At 49.1% G+C, this 22,849-nt stretch carries 23 protein-coding genes; 10 read left to right on the plus strand and 13 right to left on the minus strand.

Annotation, left to right across the window (positions count from 1 at the left end; all coding sequences use genetic code 11):
- Nucleotides 1–333 precede the first annotated feature (333 nt).
- Nucleotides 334–1,713, minus strand: a complete 1,380-nt coding sequence (locus E6C74_RS05640; RefSeq protein WP_136483724.1) for a YjiH family protein — start codon at nt 1,711–1,713, stop codon at nt 334–336.
- Nucleotides 1,714–2,091: 378 nt separating this feature from the next.
- The gene (locus E6C74_RS05645; protein WP_136483725.1) at nt 2,092–3,768 is read right to left on the minus strand and encodes a SulP family inorganic anion transporter; all 1,677 of its coding nucleotides are present in this window, start codon (nt 3,766–3,768) and stop codon (nt 2,092–2,094) included.
- A gap of 177 nt (nt 3,769–3,945) precedes the next feature.
- Here E6C74_RS05645 and E6C74_RS05650 point away from each other — a divergent pair, with 177 nt between their 5' ends.
- From E6C74_RS05650 to E6C74_RS05660, 3 genes are all read left to right on the plus strand, one after another.
- A complete protein-coding gene (locus tag E6C74_RS05650; RefSeq protein WP_240798127.1) occupies nt 3,946–4,647 on the plus strand; it encodes a hypothetical protein in 702 nt (233 codons plus the stop codon).
- Between the two features lie 227 nt (nt 4,648–4,874).
- On the plus strand, nt 4,875–5,174 hold the full coding sequence (locus tag E6C74_RS05655) for an isoamylase early set domain-containing protein (RefSeq protein ID WP_136483726.1): 300 nt from the start codon (nt 4,875–4,877) through the stop codon (nt 5,172–5,174).
- Between the two features lie 214 nt (nt 5,175–5,388).
- Nucleotides 5,389–6,741: a peptidoglycan DD-metalloendopeptidase family protein gene (locus tag E6C74_RS05660; protein ID WP_168796967.1), complete on the plus strand. Its 1,353-nt coding sequence runs from the start codon at nt 5,389–5,391 to the stop codon at nt 6,739–6,741.
- Nucleotides 6,742–6,892: 151 nt separating this feature from the next.
- On the opposite strand, the gene E6C74_RS05665 is transcribed toward E6C74_RS05660, so the two are convergent.
- Both E6C74_RS05665 and E6C74_RS05670 read right to left on the minus strand, forming a co-directional pair.
- Nucleotides 6,893–8,800, minus strand: a complete 1,908-nt coding sequence (locus E6C74_RS05665) for a GGDEF domain-containing phosphodiesterase (RefSeq protein ID WP_136483728.1) — start codon at nt 8,798–8,800, stop codon at nt 6,893–6,895.
- A 199-nt stretch (nt 8,801–8,999) separates the two neighbouring features.
- Nucleotides 9,000–9,902, minus strand: a complete 903-nt coding sequence (locus E6C74_RS05670; protein ID WP_136483729.1) for a LysR family transcriptional regulator — start codon at nt 9,900–9,902, stop codon at nt 9,000–9,002.
- Between the two features lie 189 nt (nt 9,903–10,091).
- Between E6C74_RS05670 and uraH the strand changes: the two genes are divergently transcribed.
- The 3 genes from uraH (at nt 10,092) to E6C74_RS21195 (ending at nt 11,274) form a co-directional block, all read left to right on the plus strand.
- Nucleotides 10,092–10,499: a hydroxyisourate hydrolase gene (uraH, locus tag E6C74_RS05675; RefSeq protein ID WP_240798128.1), complete on the plus strand. Its 408-nt coding sequence runs from the start codon at nt 10,092–10,094 to the stop codon at nt 10,497–10,499.
- A gap of 159 nt (nt 10,500–10,658) precedes the next feature.
- Nucleotides 10,659–11,009, plus strand: a complete 351-nt coding sequence (locus tag E6C74_RS05680) for a hypothetical protein (protein WP_136483730.1) — start codon at nt 10,659–10,661, stop codon at nt 11,007–11,009.
- A gap of 130 nt (nt 11,010–11,139) precedes the next feature.
- Nucleotides 11,140–11,274: a hypothetical protein gene (locus E6C74_RS21195; RefSeq protein WP_256611436.1), complete on the plus strand. Its 135-nt coding sequence runs from the start codon at nt 11,140–11,142 to the stop codon at nt 11,272–11,274.
- A 150-nt stretch (nt 11,275–11,424) separates the two neighbouring features.
- Here E6C74_RS21195 and E6C74_RS05685 read toward each other — a convergent pair whose 3' ends face one another.
- The 4 genes from E6C74_RS05685 to E6C74_RS05700 form a co-directional block, all read right to left on the minus strand.
- Nucleotides 11,425–12,036, minus strand: a complete 612-nt coding sequence (locus E6C74_RS05685) for a glutaredoxin (RefSeq protein ID WP_136483731.1) — start codon at nt 12,034–12,036, stop codon at nt 11,425–11,427.
- Nucleotides 12,037–12,512: 476 nt separating this feature from the next.
- Nucleotides 12,513–12,722 (minus strand): hypothetical protein, encoded by a 210-nt coding sequence (locus tag E6C74_RS05690; protein WP_136483732.1) that lies wholly within the window; start codon nt 12,720–12,722, stop codon nt 12,513–12,515.
- A gap of 402 nt (nt 12,723–13,124) precedes the next feature.
- Nucleotides 13,125–14,114, minus strand: coding sequence for a porin (locus E6C74_RS05695; protein WP_136483733.1), 990 nt, complete (start codon nt 14,112–14,114; stop codon nt 13,125–13,127).
- Nucleotides 14,115–14,290: 176 nt separating this feature from the next.
- Nucleotides 14,291–14,716 (minus strand): organic hydroperoxide resistance protein, encoded by a 426-nt coding sequence (locus E6C74_RS05700; RefSeq protein ID WP_136483734.1) that lies wholly within the window; start codon nt 14,714–14,716, stop codon nt 14,291–14,293.
- Nucleotides 14,717–14,832: 116 nt separating this feature from the next.
- Between E6C74_RS05700 and E6C74_RS05705 the strand changes: the two genes are divergently transcribed.
- Entirely contained in the window at nt 14,833–15,303 is a 471-nt protein-coding gene (locus tag E6C74_RS05705; protein ID WP_136483735.1) for a MarR family transcriptional regulator, read from the plus strand.
- A 105-nt stretch (nt 15,304–15,408) separates the two neighbouring features.
- Nucleotides 15,409–16,023, plus strand: a complete 615-nt coding sequence (locus E6C74_RS05710; RefSeq protein WP_136483736.1) for a fumarylacetoacetate hydrolase family protein — start codon at nt 15,409–15,411, stop codon at nt 16,021–16,023.
- A 162-nt stretch (nt 16,024–16,185) separates the two neighbouring features.
- Here the strand turns inward: E6C74_RS05710 and E6C74_RS05715 are convergent, their stop codons facing one another.
- The 3 genes from E6C74_RS05715 to E6C74_RS05725 form a co-directional block, all read right to left on the minus strand.
- Nucleotides 16,186–16,506 (minus strand): AzlD domain-containing protein, encoded by a 321-nt coding sequence (locus E6C74_RS05715; RefSeq protein WP_136483737.1) that lies wholly within the window; start codon nt 16,504–16,506, stop codon nt 16,186–16,188.
- 13 nt (nt 16,507–16,519) lie between these two features.
- Nucleotides 16,520–17,242: an AzlC family ABC transporter permease gene (locus E6C74_RS05720; protein ID WP_136483738.1), complete on the minus strand. Its 723-nt coding sequence runs from the start codon at nt 17,240–17,242 to the stop codon at nt 16,520–16,522.
- A gap of 120 nt (nt 17,243–17,362) precedes the next feature.
- Nucleotides 17,363–18,199: an AraC family transcriptional regulator gene (locus E6C74_RS05725; RefSeq protein WP_136483739.1), complete on the minus strand. Its 837-nt coding sequence runs from the start codon at nt 18,197–18,199 to the stop codon at nt 17,363–17,365.
- 189 nt (nt 18,200–18,388) lie between these two features.
- Between E6C74_RS05725 and E6C74_RS05730 the strand changes: the two genes are divergently transcribed.
- Nucleotides 18,389–19,021 carry a LysE family translocator gene (locus tag E6C74_RS05730; protein WP_136483740.1) on the plus strand — a complete coding sequence of 211 codons (633 nt, stop codon included), beginning with the start codon at nt 18,389–18,391 and terminating at the stop codon, nt 19,019–19,021.
- 75 nt (nt 19,022–19,096) lie between these two features.
- On the opposite strand, the gene E6C74_RS05735 is transcribed toward E6C74_RS05730, so the two are convergent.
- On the minus strand, nt 19,097–19,678 hold the full coding sequence (locus E6C74_RS05735) for a TetR/AcrR family transcriptional regulator (protein WP_206208380.1): 582 nt from the start codon (nt 19,676–19,678) through the stop codon (nt 19,097–19,099).
- A 163-nt stretch (nt 19,679–19,841) separates the two neighbouring features.
- Between E6C74_RS05735 and E6C74_RS05740 the strand changes: the two genes are divergently transcribed.
- Nucleotides 19,842–20,885, plus strand: a complete 1,044-nt coding sequence (locus tag E6C74_RS05740; RefSeq protein WP_136483741.1) for an alkene reductase — start codon at nt 19,842–19,844, stop codon at nt 20,883–20,885.
- 65 nt (nt 20,886–20,950) lie between these two features.
- Here E6C74_RS05740 and E6C74_RS05745 read toward each other — a convergent pair whose 3' ends face one another.
- Nucleotides 20,951–22,657: a phospho-sugar mutase gene (locus E6C74_RS05745; protein ID WP_136483742.1), complete on the minus strand. Its 1,707-nt coding sequence runs from the start codon at nt 22,655–22,657 to the stop codon at nt 20,951–20,953.
- Between the last annotated feature and the right edge of the window lie 192 nt (nt 22,658–22,849).

The raw sequence follows: 22,849 nt of genomic DNA on the forward strand, positions 1-22,849 counted from the left end.
TTATAACTATAAAGCGATGGTAACCTTGCCCCTCATCTTGAGGGGTTTTTTTTGTTTGCTTATCGGGCGTTATCGGATCATCAGCCTGTTGTATACAGCTCTTTATGCTTGAACGCATTCATCTGTTCACCGATAGCACAAACCAACGTTTGTTTACCATCCCCGCATGTGGGCTGTTTTAACGATTGGCGGAGTATAATGGCCAAAGCACAGGATATAGGGCGGTTTTCGCTAGGCGCTTTGTTGATAGGAGTGAATGGAAAGTAAGCCGGTGATAAACCAAAACAGCCTCACACAGTGAGGCTGTTTTGCATCGTTTTGTTACAACCGGAATCAAAAAATCAGGTGGGCAACACCAGCGATCACAGGCAGTGTGATCAGGGTGCGCAGGATGAAAATCACGAACAGCTCGACAATGTTGACCGGAATACGGCTGCCCAGTAGCAAAGCACCCACTTCGGATAAGTAGATCAGCTGTGTTACCGACATGGCGGCAATCACAAAACGGGTCATTTCGTTATCGATTGAAGCGGCCAGAATTGCCGGAATGAACATGTCGGCAAACCCCACAACCATGGTCTGTGATGCCTGAACTGCTTCCGGAATGCCCAACAGTTCTAGGTAAGGCACAAACGGCTGACCCAGAATCGAGAACACAGAGGTATATTCAGCGATAACCAGCGCAATCGTACCCAGACCCATCACCACAGGCAGTACCCCGAATACCATATCAACAGCGTTGCGTACGCCTTCAGCCAATACGTGTTTCAGCGAACCAACTTGTCCAGCTTTAGCCAGCGCCAGATTCATGCCCCATGAAAACGCAGTATGCCCTTGTGGTACCGCATCTTGATCTGCTTGCGGCTTACTGCCATCGATGTAGGTGTCTTTCTTCAGGCTAAGTGGTGGCAGACGAGGGATGATCACTGCAGCAACCAAACCAGCCAGACAGATAGCGGCATAGAATGGCAAGAACAGATGCTCCAGGCCTACCTGTGCAATGACGATCAGGCTGAAAGTAATCGATACTGCAGAAAAGGTGGTGCCAACGACCGCAGCTTCACGTTGAGTATAAAATTTACCTTCGTACTGTTTACTGGTCAGCAGAATACCGACACTGCCGTCACCCAGCCAAGAAGCCACACAGTCAATCGCACTGCGTCCTGGCAGGTTAAACAGCGGACGCATGATCTTGCTCAGCAATGCACCCATCAGTTCCAGCAAACCAAAGTTCAACAGCAGCGGCAGCAACAGGCCAGCGAAAATAAATACTGAGAACAAGGTCGGTAGCAGGCCTTCCAGCACCAGACCACCGGTGTTTTCTTCCCAAACCGCTTTAGGACCAATTTGGAAAAAGGTCATGATCACTGCCGCGCCGCCAATGATACGTACCACGAGCCAGATCCAGTTCGGATTGAACAGGCCATTCAGAAACGGACGTTGAGTGATCCAGGTCGGCTGGAAAAGTTTGGTCAACACGGAAGCAACCGACATAAAAGCGATGATGATGGTCACGATAGCAACCAGGCTGTCACCCAGTACCGCTTGAATCGATTTGGCCAGAATAGCGACAGGAATCGTCAGAGAGTCCTGATAGCTGATCGGTGCCATAAACAGGAAAAGCCCGATCAGAGAAGGGATCAGGAACATCCAGAAGCTGCCGGAAGAAGTGTTTTCTGCCGGTGATTTAATAGTTTGAGCGTTATCTTGCATTGCGTCTCTCGTGATACCACTGGTTCAAGTAATACCCACTCCCTGGCATAGTCATTCACTCAATATCCCTATTTACTCATGCACGCAAGAATATCTAGTTTTTATGTTTTGAGCAATACTATTCATTAAATATCGTTAAATATTCACTTTATTTCACTATGGAGTGGCTGCAATATAGTTAATTGTTTTGTTATTGTTACATTGGTGAATGGAATGTTTAAAATGGTTTGTGCTTTTTATGTGACCATGAACACAGTCCCATAGCGCGTTATGGTGAAAGAACACAAAAGAGGTTAATAACTCAGCATTGCGGTCAAAAAAACACCCCTGATTTGTAAATTCAGGGGTGAAGAGGACAAAATGGGTAATTAGTAATGTTCAGTTGAAGGATGGATTCTTGTCTGTGGCCGCTTCTGTCATGGCCAGCGCAGCGCCCAGGGCATGATGAAAATCCGGCTGGATATTCTGCTCACCCAGCAAGGCGACAATTCCTGCCCGACGCAGCTTGTGTGCCACTCTGGGATTGGCACCGGAGAGCAAGACATTAACCTGCTGGTGTTGGAAGCGGCTCACCATCTCTTCCAGTGTCTGCAAGCCGGTAATATCCATAAAAGGCACCCACTTCAGACGAATGATCAAAATACGGGGCGGCTGGGCGATACTGGTCATGACTCGCTCAAAGCTCTCTGCGGCGGCAAAAAAGAAGGGGCCGTCCAGAGCGTAGACCGCGATGTCGCGAGGTAATACGGTCAGGTTGTACTCGCGAAGTTCCTGGCTGAGATCCTGACTGGTATTGGCGGTGACCTCAACACTGGCTGCCATGCGTTTGACAAAATGCAGAATAGCAAGAATAACCCCGATATTGACGGCGACGACCAGATCGGCAAACACGGTCAACAAGAAAGTTATCAGCAGGATCACCACATCGGCGCGTGGCGCCCGGCGGACAAGTTTCACGAAGTGGCCTGCCTCACTCATATTCCACGCCACCACAAACAATATCGCGCTCAGTGTAGCAAGCGGGATGTTAACGGCCAGCGGCGCCAGGGCCAGAATAATCACCACCAGAGTCAGGGCATGCACCACGCCGGCAATCGGGCTGTTGCCCCCATTACGGATATTGGTTGCAGTGCGTGCGATTGCTCCGGTCGCGGCGATGCCGCCAAACAGGGGAGTAATCATATTCGCGATGCCTTGGCCAACCAGTTCCTGATTGGAGTTGTGTTTGGTGCCTGCCATGCCATCAGCGACGACCGCAGACAGCAAAGATTCAATCGCACCCAACATGGCGATGGCAAAGGCCGGTCCAATCAGACTGAGAACTTGCGCTAGGCTGACATCGGGGACGGACAAATCGGGCAGGCCCTGGGGAATACCGCCAAATGCAGACCCTATGGTTCGAACCCCCTCGAACTGGAGGCAATATTGCAGCACGGTGACCACAACCAGAGCGACTAAAGGGCCGGGAATTTTATTCAAGCGCGGAATTTTAGGCGTGAGCAGCACCAAGGCCAGAGATAACAGCGCCAGCAGCGTAGTGGTGAGATCCAGATGCGGCAACGCTTGCAGCAGAGCCAGCAGTTTCTGATGAAAATGTTCGGCGTGAATTGCGGGCAGACCAAAAAATTCGCGCCACTGACCAACCCAGATGATGACACCGATGCCGCTGGTAAATCCGACGATAACCGGATCGGGAATGAAACGGATGATACTGCCGAGCTTACTGATGCCGAGCAGCAGTAAAATGGCTCCGGCCATCATGGTGGCGATTTGTAGCCCCACGATGCCGTGTTCAGAGACTATTCCCGCCAGAATGACAATAAATGCGCCGGTGGGGCCTGCTATCTGAACCCGGGATCCACCGCATAACGACACTATGATACCGGCAAAAATGGCAGTATAAATGCCTTGCTCGGGTTTGACTCCGGACGCAATCGCAAATGCCATGGCCAGTGGCAGCGCCACGACACCGACGATCAGACCGGCAACGAGATTACGTGTCCAGTGGCCGGATTTAAGTAAGCCGGCCTGATAGGACTCATAGATGGCAAACATAAGAAAAAACCTTACAAAAGTAATGGTGATGAGCGAGTGGATTCTACGCTCATTGCTAACGCTGTAAAGTGAAACCCGGGGCGCTGCACATTTTGCTTGTGCTCCGGTAAACCGGGGTCAAGATTGAGGTATAGTGCCCGCTAATCGTGGTGTATTGGGGTGGTTAGCGAGGCCAGAATGATGAAGAGCCCGCTTTTTGCAGGCAACCGCCTGGAGGCGAATCGCTTGGAAGATAAACGCTTGGGAGAAAAAACAATGAGAAAACGCGGGCTGCCGATTCCTTTAATATTACTGACGCCACTGTTGTTGTTGGTGTTGGTCGTAGCCGCAGGGGTGTATCGGTTCTCTTTGTCGGATGATGACATTCTGGCCAAATTTCCTTCCCGTCCGGCCAGCAGCGATGAGATTGTCGAACAATTATTTGATGTTAAGGTTAGTGCACCTTTAACGATTGGCGTGCCTGGCTCTTTTGCTTTTGCCTTGATCAATCGTCGCGATGATGTCCGGGGATTGCTATTGGGTTCTTACGATTCAGGTCAGCAACGTGGCGAGGTGGCGCTCGATGCCAGGACTGTGCTCAAACTGGCGCAATACTCTCAGCGGTATGGCTATGCCGGTATTATCCGGGTATCTGATCAGAGCCGTGCTCTGATGTACTATCTCGCCTTGTTTGAGTTTGATGCCCAGCGGCAACGCATGGTGATGACTGACAGTCTTTGGTTAGGCGATCGTATTGTGGTGCAGGCATTAGAACAAAAGGATGACCAACTTAACGTTTCTCTGCTGACTCATGATGAGAATCAGGCTGTGAGTGAGGTCCCGACAAAGTTTAAGTCTATACTGGTGGGTATATCGCAGAAATATCAGTTAATTCAATAACAATGAACAGCCAGTGTCACTGCAGGCGTTGTGCCCGGACTGTGCAATATCTGCCGGGTGTCCAAAGCCGCTGATGCGTACTGAACATCTGTGGCTGGTTCGTTTCACGTATGACTGACGACTTTATACAGAGCTGATTTTCTTATCTGCAGATGATGCTTTTTTCTACAGCAGGTTAGTTTTATAGTCAGCGAGCGGAGTGATTTTTTCAAAAATGGAGTTTTGACATGATTAATAAGCGTTTCTTTAAAACCAAAGATGAAGTGGAAGTGACGTTTGAGCTGGACGTTCCGTCACAAGCCTCAACGGTCGAAATTGTGGCTGATTTTCTTGGTTGGCAGCCTGAACCCATGAAAAAAGTGGCCAAAACCGGCACCTTTAAATACAAAACGCGTTTACCTAAAGATGGTGAGTATCAGTTCCGCTATCTGCTCGATACTGAGCAGTGGGTCAATGATGCTGAGGCCGATCAATACATCCCGAACGGTTTTGGCGAAGATAACTGCCTGGTGAAAACGTATCAGTAGCCAATTTATCCGTTGCTGCGATGTCGCCCCCCGCTTAGTGAGCCATTCTATCCGGGTGGGCGAGCATAATATCAGCGAAATCTAACATAAATCTTACAAGGCACTGCGGTGCCTTTTTAATCTGCGATTGACACTGTATGACACTCTACAGGTGACTTTTAGCCAAAAAAAACTTACTCTTTGTGCTCTTTTAACATTATCCACGGGTTAGATTGTGCTACCGAAGTCTTTAATATTACGATTTTCTGAGCTTTCTAAACGCAAGAAAGCATCAGTTGTAGGATTACCCCTACTGGCAGTGGCAGCCATCTCATCTTCGCTTAACAGTCCTTCGTATCCACGAACTATCGAATTGTCGATTCCAGAATCGCAAATCGTGGAGTCGATTCTGTCTGATTCGGCAGACTCACAGCGGGTCTATCCGGATTATGAATATGAGATTCAATCTGGTGATAATCTGAGCTCTATCTTCACGCAACTGGGATTTACCTACCAGGAAATGATGAAGGTAATGGAAACCGATTTAAACTACCTCGCACTGGATACGCTGAAACCGGGCAATATTTTGCGCTTCTGGAAAGGTCAGGATGGTAAGAGCCTGGTCAAAATGGAGCTGGAATTCAGCATGGTCGAGCGCGCGGTGTATTCTCGAACACCGGATGGTGGCTACGAGTTCAAGGACGTTAAAATTCCGGGCAAATGGAAAGAGTTTGCGTTGATTGGTGAAATTCAGGGCAGTTTCTCGCAGTCGGCAAATCAGTTGGGTCTGGGAAGCTCAGATATCGATCAGATAGTGACGTTGCTGAAAGATAAAATTAATTTTGGGCGTGATTTGCGTGCCGGTGACCGGTTCGAAGTTGTGCTATCGCGTCAATACGTTGGCGATAAACTGACGGGCAACCGTGAGATTCAGGCGATTAAGATTTTGGGTCGCAGTAATGAAGTCACCGCGTATCTTTACAAAGATGGTCAGTATTACGATAAAAATGGTGAGAGCCTGCAACGCGCTTTCCAGCGCTATCCAAGTGCTCACAAGTGGCGTATGTCTTCACCGTTTGATCCGCAGCGTCGTCATCCGGTGACTGGTCGCATCGCGCCGCATAACGGCACTGACTTTGCTGCGCCGACCGGCACACCGGTCTTAGCAACCGGTGATGGTGTAGTCGTGATGACCCGCAACCATCCTTACGCCGGTAAGTACGTGGTGATTAACCATGGCAGTACCTATACCACGCGTTATCTGCACCTGAGTAAAATTCTGGTTCACAAAGGCCAGAAGATTACCCGTGGTCAACGTATTGCTTTGTCTGGTGCTACCGGTCGAGTTACCGGGCCGCATATCCATTATGAGTTGATTGTACGCGGACATCCGGTCAATCCGATGACGGCGAAAATTCCAATGGCAAATTCAGTGCCGAAAAAGGATATGGCGAATTTTATCGCGCGCCGTGATCAGCTCGACACCATGCTGGAACAGCAGGAAGGTTTACTGGCCGCAAACCAGGCCGAGACATCGTCCGCCAATGAAGTTTCAGCCAGTGAAGCAACACCGGAATCAGGCTCTTAATGAGCAGTGTGCCGGGTCAATAGGTTGCCGGGTATCACCAGCGTTGTAAGACAAAGGCCCTGTATTACAGGGCCTTTTTTCATGCGTTCGCCCGGCCAAACCACGTTGACCACCACCAACCTCGCCGCCGTGTTAACCGCGATGATGAGGGTTAATCGCGATAATTGTTTTGATCGGGATGATTACTTTGATCGGGACGACTGGTCTGTTCGGCGTTTTCTGAACGGGTACCGGCCAGCTTAGCGCGGTTTTCACGCCACAGCTGAGCAATGTGGGCCGGCCTGTCCGGTTTTGAGAAAAAGTAGCCCTGAATTTGCTCACAGCCCATCGAATAGAGCTTGTCTAACTCATCCTGGCTTTCCACGCCTTCGGCGACCAAGTCGACCTGTAACTGTTTGGCGAGCTGGATAATCAGCCAGACGACCCGCTCCGAGTTTTCATTGCACAACATGTTGCGAATAAAGCTAGCGTCTATCTTGATGCAGTCGATCGGATAACTATGGATGTAATTGAGACTGGAATAGCCGGTGCCAAAATCATCCAGTGCGACGGTAAAACCGAGTTCTCTTAGTCGGTCGAGAATATACTTCACCTCATTGGTTTGTGATAATAGCACCGTCTCGGTCAGCTCAATGGTGAACTCATGAGGAGCGAACTGATAACGGTTGAGTGTGTGCATTAAGTGATTGAGATAACGGGTCGAATTGGTTAATTCATACGCAGAGCAGTTGAGGCCTAACTTAACTTTGTAACCCAGTTCCGCCTCTAACGCGGCCTTGGCTTCACAGGCCAGTTCGACAATACGCTCCCCAAGTTCAATGATCAGCCCGGACTGCTCGGCCGCTTCGATAAACTCAACCGGAGAAATGAAGCCCATGCTGTGATGATTCCAGCGCGCCAGGACTTCATAATAGTTCCAATCGCTCTGGCCACGCTGCACGATGGGCTGTACGACTATAAAAATTTCCGCCTCGGTGACACTGGTTTTATCCAGTTCACTGCGCAGAGCGTCAATGATTTGAGTGCGGCGGTGATACTGACTGCTCAGGTGAGTGTCATAGCAGCGAATCTGGCTGCTGCGGCTCTGTTTACAATCTTTCAGCGCCAGGCTGGCATTGAGTATCAGCTGGTCAGCGCTAATCGCTTCCGGTCCTTTTTTCGCAATACCGATACTGAGGCTGACTTTGATGCGATGGGACGGATCGAAGTAGCCTTGTTCGAGTTTATCGAGAATGGAGCGGCAAATTTTGAGTGGGTCTGATGAGTAGGTGATAAATGCGAACTCATCGCCGGCAATCCGAAATGTCAGGTTCTCCTCACGCACGCATTGCAAGATCGAATTAGCGACAAACCGAATGATCTGGTCGCCAATATAGTGTCCATACAGGTCATTGATGGCCTTAAAATTGTCAATATCAAGGTAGGCGAGCGTAAACGGCTCACTGCTGGTCTCGACCAGACGCTCTAATTTATCTGACAGATAATTGCGGTTCATCAGGTTGGTCAGATTGTCATGCGACACTTCATAACTCAGCTGATTGACCAGGCTGTCAGAGCGCTCAGATAACCATTTGTTACGCAGCGAATGGACGATGATGCGCGCAATAATACGATGGTATTCCACCATGCTCCCTTCATCGTGCATGGTTTCGGTAAAGGTTGAAATCAATATCCCCAGCACTTCGCCATTGTTGGTGCGCAAAGGTACGCCGATATACGACTCAATCTGATTGTCTGCCAGAAAATCATCAAACGGAAAAATCTTACTGACCTGAGAGGGAAACAGGCAAAACTCCTGTTTAGATTTTGCCACCTGCTCACTAGGGGTGCCTTTCAACTGGTAGCACGGGCTGACTTTTAGTTCCTTGCCGGCCGCATAGGAGAGAGGATGGGCCTTGTAATGAGATTTATCGAGTTCGACAATGCAGGTACAAAACGTGCTGAAATGCGAATGCAGCACTCTGGCCGCTCTGTCCAGTAATGCGTGCTCTTCCAGCAGAAGCAATTCGTTTATGGTTTCCAGACTAACGGCGTTTCTAGCCAGTGACGTTGTAGTCATAATTCGCACTCACGTTGTCTCAGACAGACTGATGGGAATTAAGTAACTGATATCATATTATGCTCTTGGTTACTATGGCTGAAATTATCACAATTTTCCACTATCTGCGCGGCTCTGCGCAGATAAGTAGTATTAGTTATCGCAAATCAACATGTTACTTAGTTTTACCTGAATGAATGCTTTTTTTCGGTTTGCGACATTATCCAAAGGTGAGCATTTTGTCCTGTGACTGAGCCAGTTTCTGTTTGAGGAAATTGAGAAACAACTGGGTGCGCGTGTGCTGATAATCCAGTTTCGGGTAGTAGGCATAGACCGTGGCCTGATCGATAGTAATGTCAGGTAAAATACGCACCAATGCTCCCTGTCTGAGTTCTTCTTTCAGCATGACATGGTTGGAGACCACAATACCCATGCCACATTTACCGGCATAAAACAGGGCTTCAGGGTTGGTCGTAGCAAAGTTACCCGATACCGTGATACGTTGATTATTACTGGTTTTCATCTCGCGCCGGGTCTGCTCACCCCAGCATAAGACATTGTGGTTATTAAGATCTTGTAGCCGGGTTGGCATGCCGTTCCGCTGCAGATATTGCGGAGAGGCGTAAAAGCCGGCGTGATGCTCAAATAGGGCTGTCGCTTTAAAGCTGAGGGAATTGAGCTGCTCGATTTCACGGCTGATAAACAGGTCAAGATGCAGTTCAGGTAACTGGCCTGGCGTTGTGGTCGTCAACTGGATACGAATATCGGGATAAAGATGAAGAAACTCGTCGACATATTGCATCAGGAATTTTGAACCTACCGCCAAAGTGGCACCGATTTTTAGCAGTCCGGCCGGGCTTTGGTTGAGCGAGCGGGTTTCATCGACGACAGATTGCCAGCTTTCCAGCTGTGACTTGGCTCGCTGATAAAAAAGTGCACCAGCTTCGGTCTGGGTGACCGAGCGGGTAGTTCGCTTGAGCAGTTGAACGCCAATGCGCTCCTCTAGCCAATGGATACGTTTGCTGACCGCTGAGCTGGTGGTATTGAGCTTGCGTGCCGCACCATTAAAGCTGCCTTCCTCAACCACGCGGGTATAAGTGGTAACACTTTGCAGCCAATCCATAACATATTCCTATCGAGCGCTCTTTTCGGTGGGGAAAACTGAGCCAATGGTTAAAGAGCACCACTATAAACACTTTTCTCCGGGAATAAACCCTTAGCCGTACGGAAAAATTTTGCATCAGTTGAAATATTTATCGCAGTCTCCGGGTCTTGTGATGGGCATATTCATTACAAACAGAGGTAACTATAAATGGTTAAGCAAACACCTATGACCCGGTTTATTCAACGTAGCCTAGCGGCTGCTGCTTTATTGATTAGTGTGCCGGCTTTGGCTGATGTCAGCGTGCATGTGCTGGATACCAATCAGGGTTTACCAGGGCAAGGCGTCGATGTGCGTTTCTATCAGCAGTTGAACGGTGAATGGCAGTTACTGTCCGAGCAAACCACTAATGCTCAGGGACGCATCAACAGTTTTGCTTTAGGCGACGGAGATCACTACCGGGTGGTTTTTGATGTTGCTCCATTCTTTGACAAGCAACATATCGACAGTTTCTACAGTGAAATTCCGGTTGAATTCAATGTGACGGATAAAGACGCACATTATCACATTCCTCTGCTATTGAGCCCTTACGCTTATTCTACTTACCGCGGCAATTAAGTTAAGCTTGAGCGATAACGCGTGGGTGGCTTTGGCCACCCATTTTTAATGCCCGGCGGTTCGCCCAGCGCAAAGATAATTACCGGGGATGTAGTATTGCTGATGCAGGCCGGGCACCTTATCGTTATAATCCGGCACTGCAATCAAAGAGGAAGCAAGATGCAACAGAATGAGTTTGAAGCGCTGGTAAAAGAACTATGTGCGAAAGAATCACTGCCACAAGCGCTCGAATTGCTGAAGCAATCGGATGACGCGGATATCGCGCAAGCGGCACACTCTCTGAGTGGTCAGTTTGCTCTGGCTGATATTGAAGGTGAACAACGTATCTATCATGTGTTTGTGCAGACTGATGAACAGGGCGTAGAGCAGGAATACGTTGAGCACATCATGAACGAAGGTGAAGATGTGATTAAGTTTGTAGCCTGGTTCTTTGAGGCGCTGTTTGATGTCAAAGTGAAGGACACTTATCAGGCGGCGGGTAAGACCTATAAACAGCCTAAACGCAGCTAATTTGTTGTGTAATTACTGCTTTTCGTTGTTTAATTACTATAAAGTGTGACCTATGTCTTGTTTTATCCCATTTTGATGCTATATTAACTTCAATATGTAGTTAAATTACATCTTAGTGTGGGGGGAAATCATGGGTAATGATTTAGGTGCACTGTACATGAGTCAAGTGATCGGTCAGCAGCTGATGCATGCAGAGCTGTACGGCAAAATTAAGCCGAAGAAAAAGTCTTTCATCAAAACATTGTGGAAGAAGATCAGCCGCTAACGCGAGCCATCAATATTATCGAAGCCCTGGTTGTCACAACCGGGGCTTTTCGTTTTTATCCGGGGTTGAAACTATATGGCATCGAAACTATATGGAATCGAAACTATCTGAGATCGAAACATGGGATGGTAACTCCAGAGCAATGCTGTGCTATTCACCACTGACCGGGCTTGAGAAGTGGATAACATTGTTGCTGTCCGTATGGCTTTTGAGCCAATGTTCAAGCGCATCACAACCGCCAATGTAGTCACCGTTAAGCCAGATCTGCGGTACGGTGACCGGAGTTTTACCACCGATATGCGCTTTGACTTCCGGGATCATACGATACAGGGCGGCACTCTCTTTCACAACATCATGATACTGATAGCGAATACCAGCGGTATCGAGCAGCTTCTTGGCTTTTTGACAATATGGGCAGTTGTATTTACCAAAGACAATATTGCCCTGTAATCTGTCGCGCTTGACCCATTCGCTGATCACAGCCTGAATAAACGCTCCCCGGTTGAGGGCTTCTCCCTGGCTGACGACCCGATTTTCCACCGTCACAATAGGTGCGTGCCATGCGCCGAAGCGCAGTGGCTGCCACCAGTTGCTGAGCCAGTCTTTGATTTCCAGATCGACCGGTACATCCAGTAGTTCATTGCGTAAACTATCTTCCAGGATATCTTTGCTTAATGTGCATTCACCGCATGGTATTTTGACTTTAAACGGGCCAAACTGCCCAGCCCACCGATAAAGTGTCACTTTAATTGGCTTGGTCATCCTCATTCCTCTGAATCTTGATTTGAGCCCGATTAATCATCAGCATAAGCATTCGCTGTCAGCTGTGCAATCGGGTGAGTTAAAGGTTAAGACAGAGATTTTGGTGTTTTTCTTTCAGTTTATTTTTAACGCAGGATTGGTTGACAGAGACAGGTTGCCGCAAACACAGCTCGCTATCGGTGCTAAACGGGATTTATATTATGCAATTGGTTTTGTATTGGTCTGATCTGCGCCACATTTGTCGATGCCATTTGTGTTTCAGGAGGCGTAGATTTTGAAAATATTGATGCCGCTCAAATAACGAGCAAGCTAAAGCGACTAGTATCCTTTCGGTGTCAGATACATGACACGCAAAAAAAACCTCCCAGAGGGAGGTAAAGAACATGAAGTGATCAGTGATTTCTGCCATATCACTGTAAAGAAGCACAAACGCTGCCTGCATTTGTAATGATAGCAATGCATTCTCTATGCCAATTTTATAAAGCCAATAAAATCAGATGATTGAGGTTTTTATCGCTGAGGTAGAACCAATTTTGCTGCTTGGTTTTAGGGCATGAGAGTAAACTTGGTGCAAAAAAAAGACCTCCCAGAGGGAGGTCAAAGAACATGAAGTGATCAGTGATTTCTGCCTTACCACTGAAAAGAAGCACAAACGCTGCCTGCATTTGTACTAAATAATAAAGCATTTAGTGTGCCATGTTTAAATTTTAATTAATATCAAGTGGTTAGAATTACTCTTATCGCAATGGTACACAGATGATTGCTTTGTTTTTGGGCAAGGTGATGAATTTGGTGCAAAAAAAAGACCTCCCAGAAGGAGGTCAAAGAACATGAAGTGATCAGTGATTTCTGCCTTATCACTGAAAAGAAGCACAAACGCTGCCTGCATTTGTACTAACTACTAAGCATTCCTCATGCCAACTTTGAAAAGCCAATAATATCCGTTGATTAACCTGACGTGGTGAATCTTGATTCAGCGGCTGAGCATTTTCTCAGCACTGTTTCGGCTCATACTGCACTCACGAAGTGCAAAAAAGGCCAAGCGAAGCTTGGCCAATGGACAGTATCCCACAAGATTAAGGGAGGGATCAGAAGTCGTAGCGCAGACCCAGGCGAACGGTGTCGTTTACATCGTAACCAGTGTCTTCTTCATCCAGGTTGTTTAGCATGTAAGACAGGTAACCACGGAAGTTTTTATTGAAGTCGTAGCGACCAGTCAGTTCGAAAAAGTCAGCTGTGTCTTCATCAACACCGTTGGTCTCTTCAGTTTGTTTCTGGTACGCCGCAATCATGCGGAATTCTTTGGTCAGTTTGTACTGAGCAACCAGTTCCACACCATCAAACTCCTGGTTCGCATCGTCGTCCAGGTCACCCGTGGTGTAGGTTGCTGCCAGGTACAGTTGATCAATGGTGTAGCCCAGGCCCGCGATAACTTGGTCAGCAGAACCGTTACCTTCACCATTGTCATTGAATGAGTAGCCCAGACCGATATCCAGACCAAATGGGGTGTTGTAGATTGCAGAGATACCAAAACCATCAGTATCTTTTTCTTCGCCGGCAATGTAGCTTGCTTTCAGGCTGACAGCGTCGAACTCGTAGCCATAAGCAATCGTGTTGTTGATTTGCTCGTTACCTGAGTTGATGAATGCCTTTTGGTCGCCAGTAAAGGTAGCAATATCTGACATGTTAGAGATTTGCACGCCAGCACTGTCCTGACGGCCGAATGAGACTGCGCCGAAGTGGCCTTTCAGACCCACGTACATATAGCGTTGGTCAAAATCAGATTCTTCGTCGTTATCAGCAGATGAGTTAACACCTTGCTCTGCTTCCCAAACTGCAAAGCCTTTCATCTCGTTAGCCAGTTCCGTTTCGCCTTTCACGTTCAGACGCATACGGCTTTTGTTTTTCATTGTGCCTTCGATTTCTTCGCCTTTGGTGGTGCCGTTGAAGTCACCACGGAACTCCATACGACCGCCAACTTTCAGTTCGGTACCATCGGCTTTGTAAACGGTTGCTGCCATTGCTGAGCCTGATGCCAGGGCTGCGAAAACGGCGATTGCCACTGCTGCTTGTTTCATTGTTATTACCTTATTCATAGTTCACGAGCTTCGGTGCTCTTTCGTTTGGATGTGAGTAAGGTAGGATTTTTAAATGACGGTTTGATTTCTGCTTTGTGACGTTTAGGTTTTGTTTTTATTGAAGAAAAATGAATAAAGCCGCCAGGTGGCGGCTTTTTGTGCAATTTTGCTCCCAATTAGGCAATTTTGATACCGTTGGCAGTGACGCCGACGGCAATGTTGCCGCGGGTTGCATTGGAGTAAGGGCAAACCTGGTGTGATTTAGTTACCAGTTCGACTGCCTGTTGCTCCGGCAGTTCCAATGTTGCCGCTAAATTTACCGTCAAAGCGAAACCGCCGTTCTCGTTCTGGATAATACCGACTTCCGCACTGACCGGGGCCGACTTGAGGCTGATTTTGGCTTCTCTTGCGACGTGTAAAATCGCGTTCGAAAAACAGGCTGCATAACCTGCGGCAAATAATTGCTCCGGATTGGTTGCGGCTCCGGTGCCACCCATCTCTTTCGGGTAGCTTAAGTCCAGGGTCAGTAATCCGTCATCAGTACTGACTTTGCCGTTACGACCTGCTGATGCGGTGGCTTTGGTTGTGTATAGAGCACTCATCTTTCTTCTCCTATAGGGTAATTTAAGTTGTACGCAATTTAATTGTAAGCAATATTAGATCGATCTTTGCTCATAAGGCAAGTATATTGTGCGCAATTTAATTGCGAGTGATAAAAATGAGTGATTGCCGTTCCTCTCAAACTGATTTACCTGCCAGTAGCGATGACATGTTGTTGCTGGATAACCAGCTCTGTTTCCCTCTTTATAGCGCGGCTAATGCGGTAGTGAGGGCTTACCGACCACTGCTCGACGCCCTGGATCTGACGTATGTTCAGTATCTGGTGATGATGGTGCTGTGGCAGCAAAATGCGATCAGCGTAAAAACGCTGGGCGAAAAACTTTATCTCGATTCGGGGACCTTAACGCCGCTGCTGAAACGCCTGGAAGGGAAAGGTCTACTCGAGCGCCGTCGCAGTGCGATTGACGAACGGGCGCGTGAGTTGTGCCTGACCGAAAAGGGACAAAGCCTGCGTGAGCGGGCACTGACGGTGCCGGCTGCGATGATGTGCAAATTTGATCTGGAGGTTGCAGAACTGGTTCAGCTCAAGCAGTTATGTGAAAAAGTCATCGGCAAGATTGCGAATTAAGAGTGGGCGGCAGATCTTAATTTTGGCATCGCATCGACAGAATTTGATGGGAGTGCCTGTCGGATCCGGTACACTTTTCCTTTCACCATAGTTCAAGGAAGAGAGATGAATTCGGTTCGTGTTGATGAGAGGTTGGTCTACCCGTCAAAAGTGGTTTGTGTCGGGCGTAATTATGTTGAGCATGTGAAAGAGCTCAACAATGTCATTCCGGACCAGATGGTGGTGTTTAATAAGCCCAATAGCAGTATTTCCAGCACTCTGCACGCGTTTCATCAGGAAGCTCTCCATTATGAAACTGAGATCTGTTTTGTGGTCGAAAATGGCCGTTTTAGCGCTGTCGGTCTGGGTTTAGATCTGACCAAACGTGAACTTCAGTCACAGCTGAAAGGCAAGCAACTGTCGTGGGAAAGAGCCAAAGCATTTGATGGTTCTGCGGTTCTGAGCCGTTTTATCTCTTTACAAGGCCTGGACATCGGACAGCTCTCACTGGAGTTGTATATTAACTGTGTACGAGTTCAGTGCGGTGGTGTGAGTCAGATGATGTTCAAACCCGACGTGATTCTGGATGATCTGCAATCCTATACGACGTTAGCCGATGGAGACATCGTGATGACGGGCACTCCGTCCGGAGTTGGTGTGGTGCATCAAGATGACCTGTTTCTGGCGCGCCTGAAATGCGCTGATAAAACCCTGATGGAAATTGAATGGGTTGCTGAGTAGCAACGGAGCTGAATAACGTGTTATTTTCGTGAATAACGGTTTATTTTAGTGAATCGCTTTCTATGTCATTGAATGGCATTAGAAGATATCAGTGTTGATTGAAACCACCGCTTCGCGGTGGTTTTTTGTTTTTGGCAGCCACTGATTTGCGTCCGTTGCTGGTTAAGCGGCAAAGGTAACTAGATTAAGGAACAGAAAGACAGCCATACTCAGTACGGTGGTGAGCAGAACATTTTTCGTTTTCCAGGCCAGCAGAGCAGCCAGTGCCGCAGCCCACAGATACGGGTTGTTTTGGCCAAGCCACAGTGTGTGCTCATGAGTAAAAACGATAGGAGCCCAAATTGCCGTCAGAACCGCCGGGCCCGAGTAGCTGAGCAGACGCTGCAGACGCGGGCTGAGGCGCAGCGGCAGTCTGGGTTCGAGAAAAACGTAGCGGCTGACAAACACCAGAGCAGTCATGGCGAGGATTGAAAGCAGGATCATGCGCGGCCTCCCATTAGTTGTTTAGTGGCAAAAGTTGTTCAGTGGCAAAACCGGCCAGCATGGCCCCGATACTGGCAATCATCAGGCTACCGTCTATCTGTAATACATTAAGTGTTACCGACAGCACCAGGGCGACTATCACAGACACCAAAACCGGCACACTTTTGATATTGGGCACGACAATCGCGATAAAAGTGGCTGCGACCGCAAACTCCAGACCAAGATCAGTCAGCGCCGGGATGTAACTGCCGGCAACGATACCTGCCAGTGTGGCCAGATTCCAGCACAGATAGAAGCTCAGACCTGCACCGAGTGCATACCAGCGATTAAATTGCTGTTCATTTTGTTGTCCGCACAAAGCAAATAATTCGTCCGTGAGCAGAAAGCCCAGAATTAAGCGCCATCGGGTCGGTAACGGACTGATTTTACTGCGCATTGAAATGCTGTACAGCAAGTGACGTGAGGTGATAAACAGGGTGGTGATCAGCATGGTCAGCAGACCTGCGCCCGCTTTAAACATGCCAGTGGCCACCAACTGCGCCGAACCTGCAAACAGGATCGCTGACAAGGCCTGGCTTTCGAGTGGATTGAGACCCGCATCGATGGCGAACGAACCGGCTAACAGTCCCCAGGGCAATACCGCCACACTGAGCGGAAGCATGGCAACAGTGCCCTGCCAGAACAGGCGGGCGCGAGAAGGATTGGGGTTGGCATGTGACAAAACGGTACTACTCATAAATCATCCTGATTGTGAAGGCGACATTATACTAATTTGGCTGCGTAATGCAGCGTAACCGGTGGTGTTTATTGTTCCGAGTTAGCCACATGGAACAGAGAAAAACTTGGATGAAATTGCTCAGCTTTGCAGATATTGGCGCGGAGTGATGCCCATGGCTCGTTTAAAATGGCGGTGCAGGTGGCTTTGGTCGTGAAAACCACACTGCTGAGCGGTATCGGCAATCGAATGACCTGCACGCAGCAGGGTTTTGGCGTAGCGTAAACGCAACTGAATCTGATAAGCGTGTGGCGGCAGGCCAAACATTTTCTGAAATGCTCGGACTAAATGAAACGCGCTGATACCAGCCAGCTGTGCTAATTCATCCAAGGATACACCGGCTTGCGGAAAGTCATCCAAAAATTCTTTTACCACTTTAAGCGGTTGCTGCAGTTTGCCTGTGTCACGCGCCTGAGGTGTGTGTTTACCATGCCGGGTCATCAGTTTTACCAGGCTGGCGTAGATCAGCGTTTCGCGCAACAGGCGGTTATCTGAATGCTGTAGAGTATCAAACACCAGACGAAACTGATTTGCGAGGTCGGCATCGTTGACCACGGCACTGGGGAAATAGGGTGAGCCGTAGCGGGTGGCGCCCATTTCACGGGCTATAGTGGCAAACTGTTGTGGCAGAGGGTACATCGCCCGATAAGCCCAGCCACCTTCCACGGCTGAATGGCCGGTATGCACTTCATCGGCGTTAACCAGAATAATGCTGTCCTGAGGTGCGACGTGTTCTCCGCCGGTACGATAAAAACGCTGAGCCCCACGTTCAATGACGCCCACCGTGAACCCTTCGTGACTGTGACGGGAGAAGTTCTGCTTATGATATTCAGCATCAAGTAGCTCGATACCGCCCAGCTCATCTGCGATCTGAAAGCGGGCGCTTTCTTTGCTGCGTTCGTCGTGTGGCTTATTCATCGTGGCCTCGTAATGGCAGGATTCACCAGTCTACTGCATCAGCGGGCAGAATTTTTGTACAAAATTGCTCTCAATCGTTCATATGAAACTATAGTCTTTTTAATTGAATTTTTTCAGTTAATGGTGTTGTTATTACGTCTCTTATTAATATAAGATCCGCCACCTTTTGATTTTGACAACATGATAACTATGATTGATCCGACTGTGCTGCCGGTGTATCTGACCGCTGTGATTGCGCTGTTACTGCTGCCCGGGCCTGACATGCTGCTGATTGCCAGTTCCAGCCTCAGCTATGGAAAAAAAATCGGCGTATTTGCCAGCCTGGGTAATGCCACCTCAGGCATTATTCTGACTTTGCTGGCCGCGTTAGGCGTGTCGGCACTGATTGCCGTCAGCCCGTTAGCGCTAAGCGTACTGCATCTGTTGGGGGGCGCGTATTTACTCAAGTTGAGTGTGGATTGTCTCAGCGCCCGGGCCGAACACGCTCCGCAACTGGACGATAAACATCAGTTGGCGACCACGTTTTATCAGCGAGCCTTGGTCAGTAACCTGCTCAACCCGAAGGCGTTGTTGTTTTTTGTGATGTTTTTACCTCAGTTTGTGTCAGCCAATATTGCCGCCAGTTCTGCCCAGCAGATGCTGAGTCTTGGTCTGCTGCTTAACTGTCTGGGATTGGTATTTAATCTGCTGTTGGTTGCTGCCGTCGGGGTATTTGGTCGTCCGCTGCTGGACAATCGTCGCTTTCGCACTTATCAGCATAAAGTAATGGGCGTTATCTTTTTACTGCTGGCGGGCTGGATGCTGAGTGACGGCTTGTTTTAAACCAATAAGTTCAACCAACCATGGATAATCCGGCACAGGATGTGCCTTAGCTATACGGCTATATTAGTGGTTCATTTACTGGGTTTTGATGGTTGCCAGCAGCTGTTCAGCCATCTTACACAACAATTCTTTTCTCGGTTTAGCATGTGCAAAGGTGCGTAATCCATAGATGCCCATCACCAGATAATCAGCCAGAAAATCGCAATCCGATTCCGGGCTGATTTCGCCCCGCTGACGAGCAAGTTGCAACTGATCACGCAGACCCTGTTTCCAGATATTGAGCGTGTCACGAATCACAGATTCCACTTCATCATCCTGCTGCGATAACTCACTTTGCGCTTTTTGCAGCAGACAATCTTTGACCGTGTCCTGGGCACATTCGTCGATGACCATACAGAAATAGCTGTTCAACCCGTCCATGACACTTGGCTGCGCGGCAAAGATGGCGTTGAATTCCGCTTCACGTTCACTGGCGTAATGTTCAAGAGCGGCGAGCAGTAAGCCACGTTTATTTTCGAAAGCGCAATAGATCGACCCCGGATGCAGGCCGGTGGCTTTTTTTAGATCTTGCATGCTGGTTTTATTAAAGCCCTTCGACATAAATTCATACATCGCAGAACGCAATACCTGCTCTCGGTTAAATTCGGCTACGCGCACAACGTTTCTCTGTTGGAATGGATAGGCTGATTCTACTCTGAATTTGTCAGGCTGACAAAGTATCTTGAACGGTCATTCAAAATATATCTTGAATGATCATTCAAAATTGATCTAGCATAGTGGCACGCAAGTAAAGTAAGCATTCAAATACCAGGATAGTTCTATGACCGATTTATTGTTTCAACCTTATGCTCTTAATGAGCAGATCACCTTAAGCAACCGCATTGTGATGGCGCCGCTGACGCGTTGTATGGCCGCTGCTGGTCTGATACCCACTGACGAAATGGCGGCCTATTACGCGCGCCGCGCTGACGCGGGTTTGATTATTTCTGAGGCCACTATTATCCGCCCCGATGGTCAGGGATATCCGGATACCCCGGGACTGTTCAGCGATGAGCAGATCGCAGGATGGACTAAAGTGACTCAGGCGGTGCATGAGCGTGGCGGCAAGATTTTCGCCCAGTTATGGCACACCGGCCGTGTGGCTCATCCGGAGTTTTTTGGTGGTGGTGAGGTGATTGGCCCGTCTGCGCTTGCCTTTGATGGCAGTGTCCCGCGTCGTCGTGACCTGACTTATGTGGTGCCGAAAGCCGCCAGTAAAGAAGAGATTGAGCAACTGATCGAAGATTATGTGACGGCTGCGGAAAACGCACTTGTGGCAGGTTTTGATGGGGTGGAAATTCACGGCGCTAACGGCTATCTCCTTGACCAGTTCCTGCACTTTGATACCAACCAGCGTGAGGATGAATTTGGTCAAACGCCGGAGAATATGGCGCGTTTTCCTCTGGCGGTTATTGATGCGATCATCGCTCGTATCGGTGGTGAGCGCACTGGCCTGCGTTTGTCACCGGGTGCGTATACCCATATCAACCCGGATGCCCGTGATCGTGCGGTGTTCGATTACCTGCTGGCTGAGCTTGGCAAACGTGAACTGGCTTACCTGCACGAAGGCATGTTTGATGACAGCATGGAATTTGACTATCTGGATGGTAAAGTGTCGGAGTATATGCGCAAACACTATTCAGGTACGCTGATGGCATCAGGCGGCTTTACGGCACAAAGCAGTGCACAAGCGATAGAACAGGGCAAATTCGAGTTAGTGGCGATTGGTCGTCCGTTTATTGCTAACCCGAACTATGTGGAATTGGTTCGTGACGCCCAGCCGCTGCAAGAGTACGATGCTAGCATGTTGGATGTTTTGGTATAACTGACGGCTGGTCTGATACCAAGAGCAAAGCCCTGCCTATCTGGCAGGGCTTTGTCGTTGATGGCTCAGGTCAGGCTGTGCTGATGTTCACTCATGAGCAGCGAGAGTAGTTCATCAGCCCGTTCCTGGGCACTGGCATAGCTCTCGTTGTGAGAGAAGCTGCCCACCACCTCGTAGTAACATTTTAGTTTCGGTTCAGTACCGGACGGTCTGACGATGACACGCGCCCCCCCTTCAAGATGGTAAATCAGCACATCACTGGCAGGCAGGTCGATTTTTTCTGTGCTGCCATCAGCCAGATAGCGTATTGATGATTTCAGATCTTCCATCACAGTGACTACCCGGCCGGCAATCTCGTGCGGAGGCTCGGCACGCAGTCTGTCACCGACCGCTGGCTGAGTTGGATCGAGCGCAATACTGCACTGAGCGGTGACGTACAGGCCGTGCTGACGATAGATGGCTTCGAGCTGATCCCAGATGGTTTTACCTTGACTGTAAAGCTCGGCGGCAAGCTGGGCAAATCCAACCAGCGCAGAGAGGCCGTCTTTGTCCCATACGGTTTGCCCCAGGGTATAACCCAGCGCTTCTTCATAAGCGAACAGGAACTGATGCTGCGGGCTTTGTTGCTGCATCGCGACATTGGTCAGCCATTTGAAGCCAGTCAGGGTCTGGTAATATTGTGCGCCGTGTGCCGCTGCAATTTTGCCCAGCAGGCTGGAAGAGACGATGGTATTGCCGACCAGCTGCTTGCTGGCATCGGTGTGACTGAGCAGGTATTCGGCGAACAGCGTTCCGACCTGATCGCCGGTCAGCATCTGATACTCGCCATCGCTGCGGCGCACTGCGACGGCAAAGCGGTCAGCATCGGGATCGTTGGCGCAGGCCAGCTCGGCCTCAACAGAATCGGCCAGGGCGATCACCATATCCATCGCGCCGGCTTCTTCGGGGTTGGGGAAATTGACGGTCGGGAAGCGGCCGTCCGGCTCACGTTGCTCAGCGACGCTCAGGACATTTTTAAATCCGGCATCACGCAACAGACTTTCTGCCATGTCCGCGCCGACACCGTGCATGGCGGTATAAGCCAGGGTAATACTTTGCGGATTCGTATGATTGTTGAGTAACTTACTGCTTTCCAGAGTGCGGCGATAGGTCTGGTAATACGCATCATCTAACCACTCCAGCAGGCCTATCTGATGGGCATCATCCAGTGCCATCAGGGGGACGGCACGGGTTGCAGCCAGCTCTATTTCAGCGGCTATACCACCATCATGAGGCGGTATGATTTGCGCGCCATTCTCCCAGTAAACCTTGAAGCCATTATACTCTGGCGGGTTATGACTGGCGGTAACAACTACGGCAGCGGCCGCTTTGAAATGTTTGATCCCGAAGGCAACAACAGGCGTCGGCGCGACTTTATGGGTCAGATACACTTTGATGCCAAGGGCAGTCAGCACCGCAGCGGTATCATGGGCAAATTGCTTTGAATCAGGGCGTCCGTCGTAACCGACGACTACACCTCGCATCTTGGCATTATCGACGTGTTTGATGAGGTATTCACCCAGTCCGGTGGCTGTTTCCTGAATCACCAGACGATTCATCCGGTTTGGTCCGCAACCGACTTTGCCGCGCAGGCCAGCTGTACCGAATTCGAGGCGCGCTTGAAAGCGTGATGCCAGTTCCTCTGTGGCCTGAGTATCAATCAGGCGTTGCAGTTCTTGGCGCGTTTTCAGGTCGGGGTCTTTTGCTAACCATTGCGTGACTTGTTGCATCATGGCGATCACCTTGTTGAATGTATTGTAGGTTTTAGTCTAAGTGATATTGATTCTCGGTTATGAGGGCGCAATCGCTAAACCGACTGCAAGCGAATGGAGTAGCCGCCTGCCAGTATTGTCATCCTAACCTATAGCAATCTTAGGACAAATTTTCAGTTACTTATCTGGCCGCAAGACTTTCCGTGCGACGTG

Source organism: Vibrio sp. H11 (assembly GCF_004804295.1).
GTDB classification, from domain to species: domain Bacteria; phylum Pseudomonadota; class Gammaproteobacteria; order Enterobacterales; family Vibrionaceae; genus Vibrio; species Vibrio ostreae.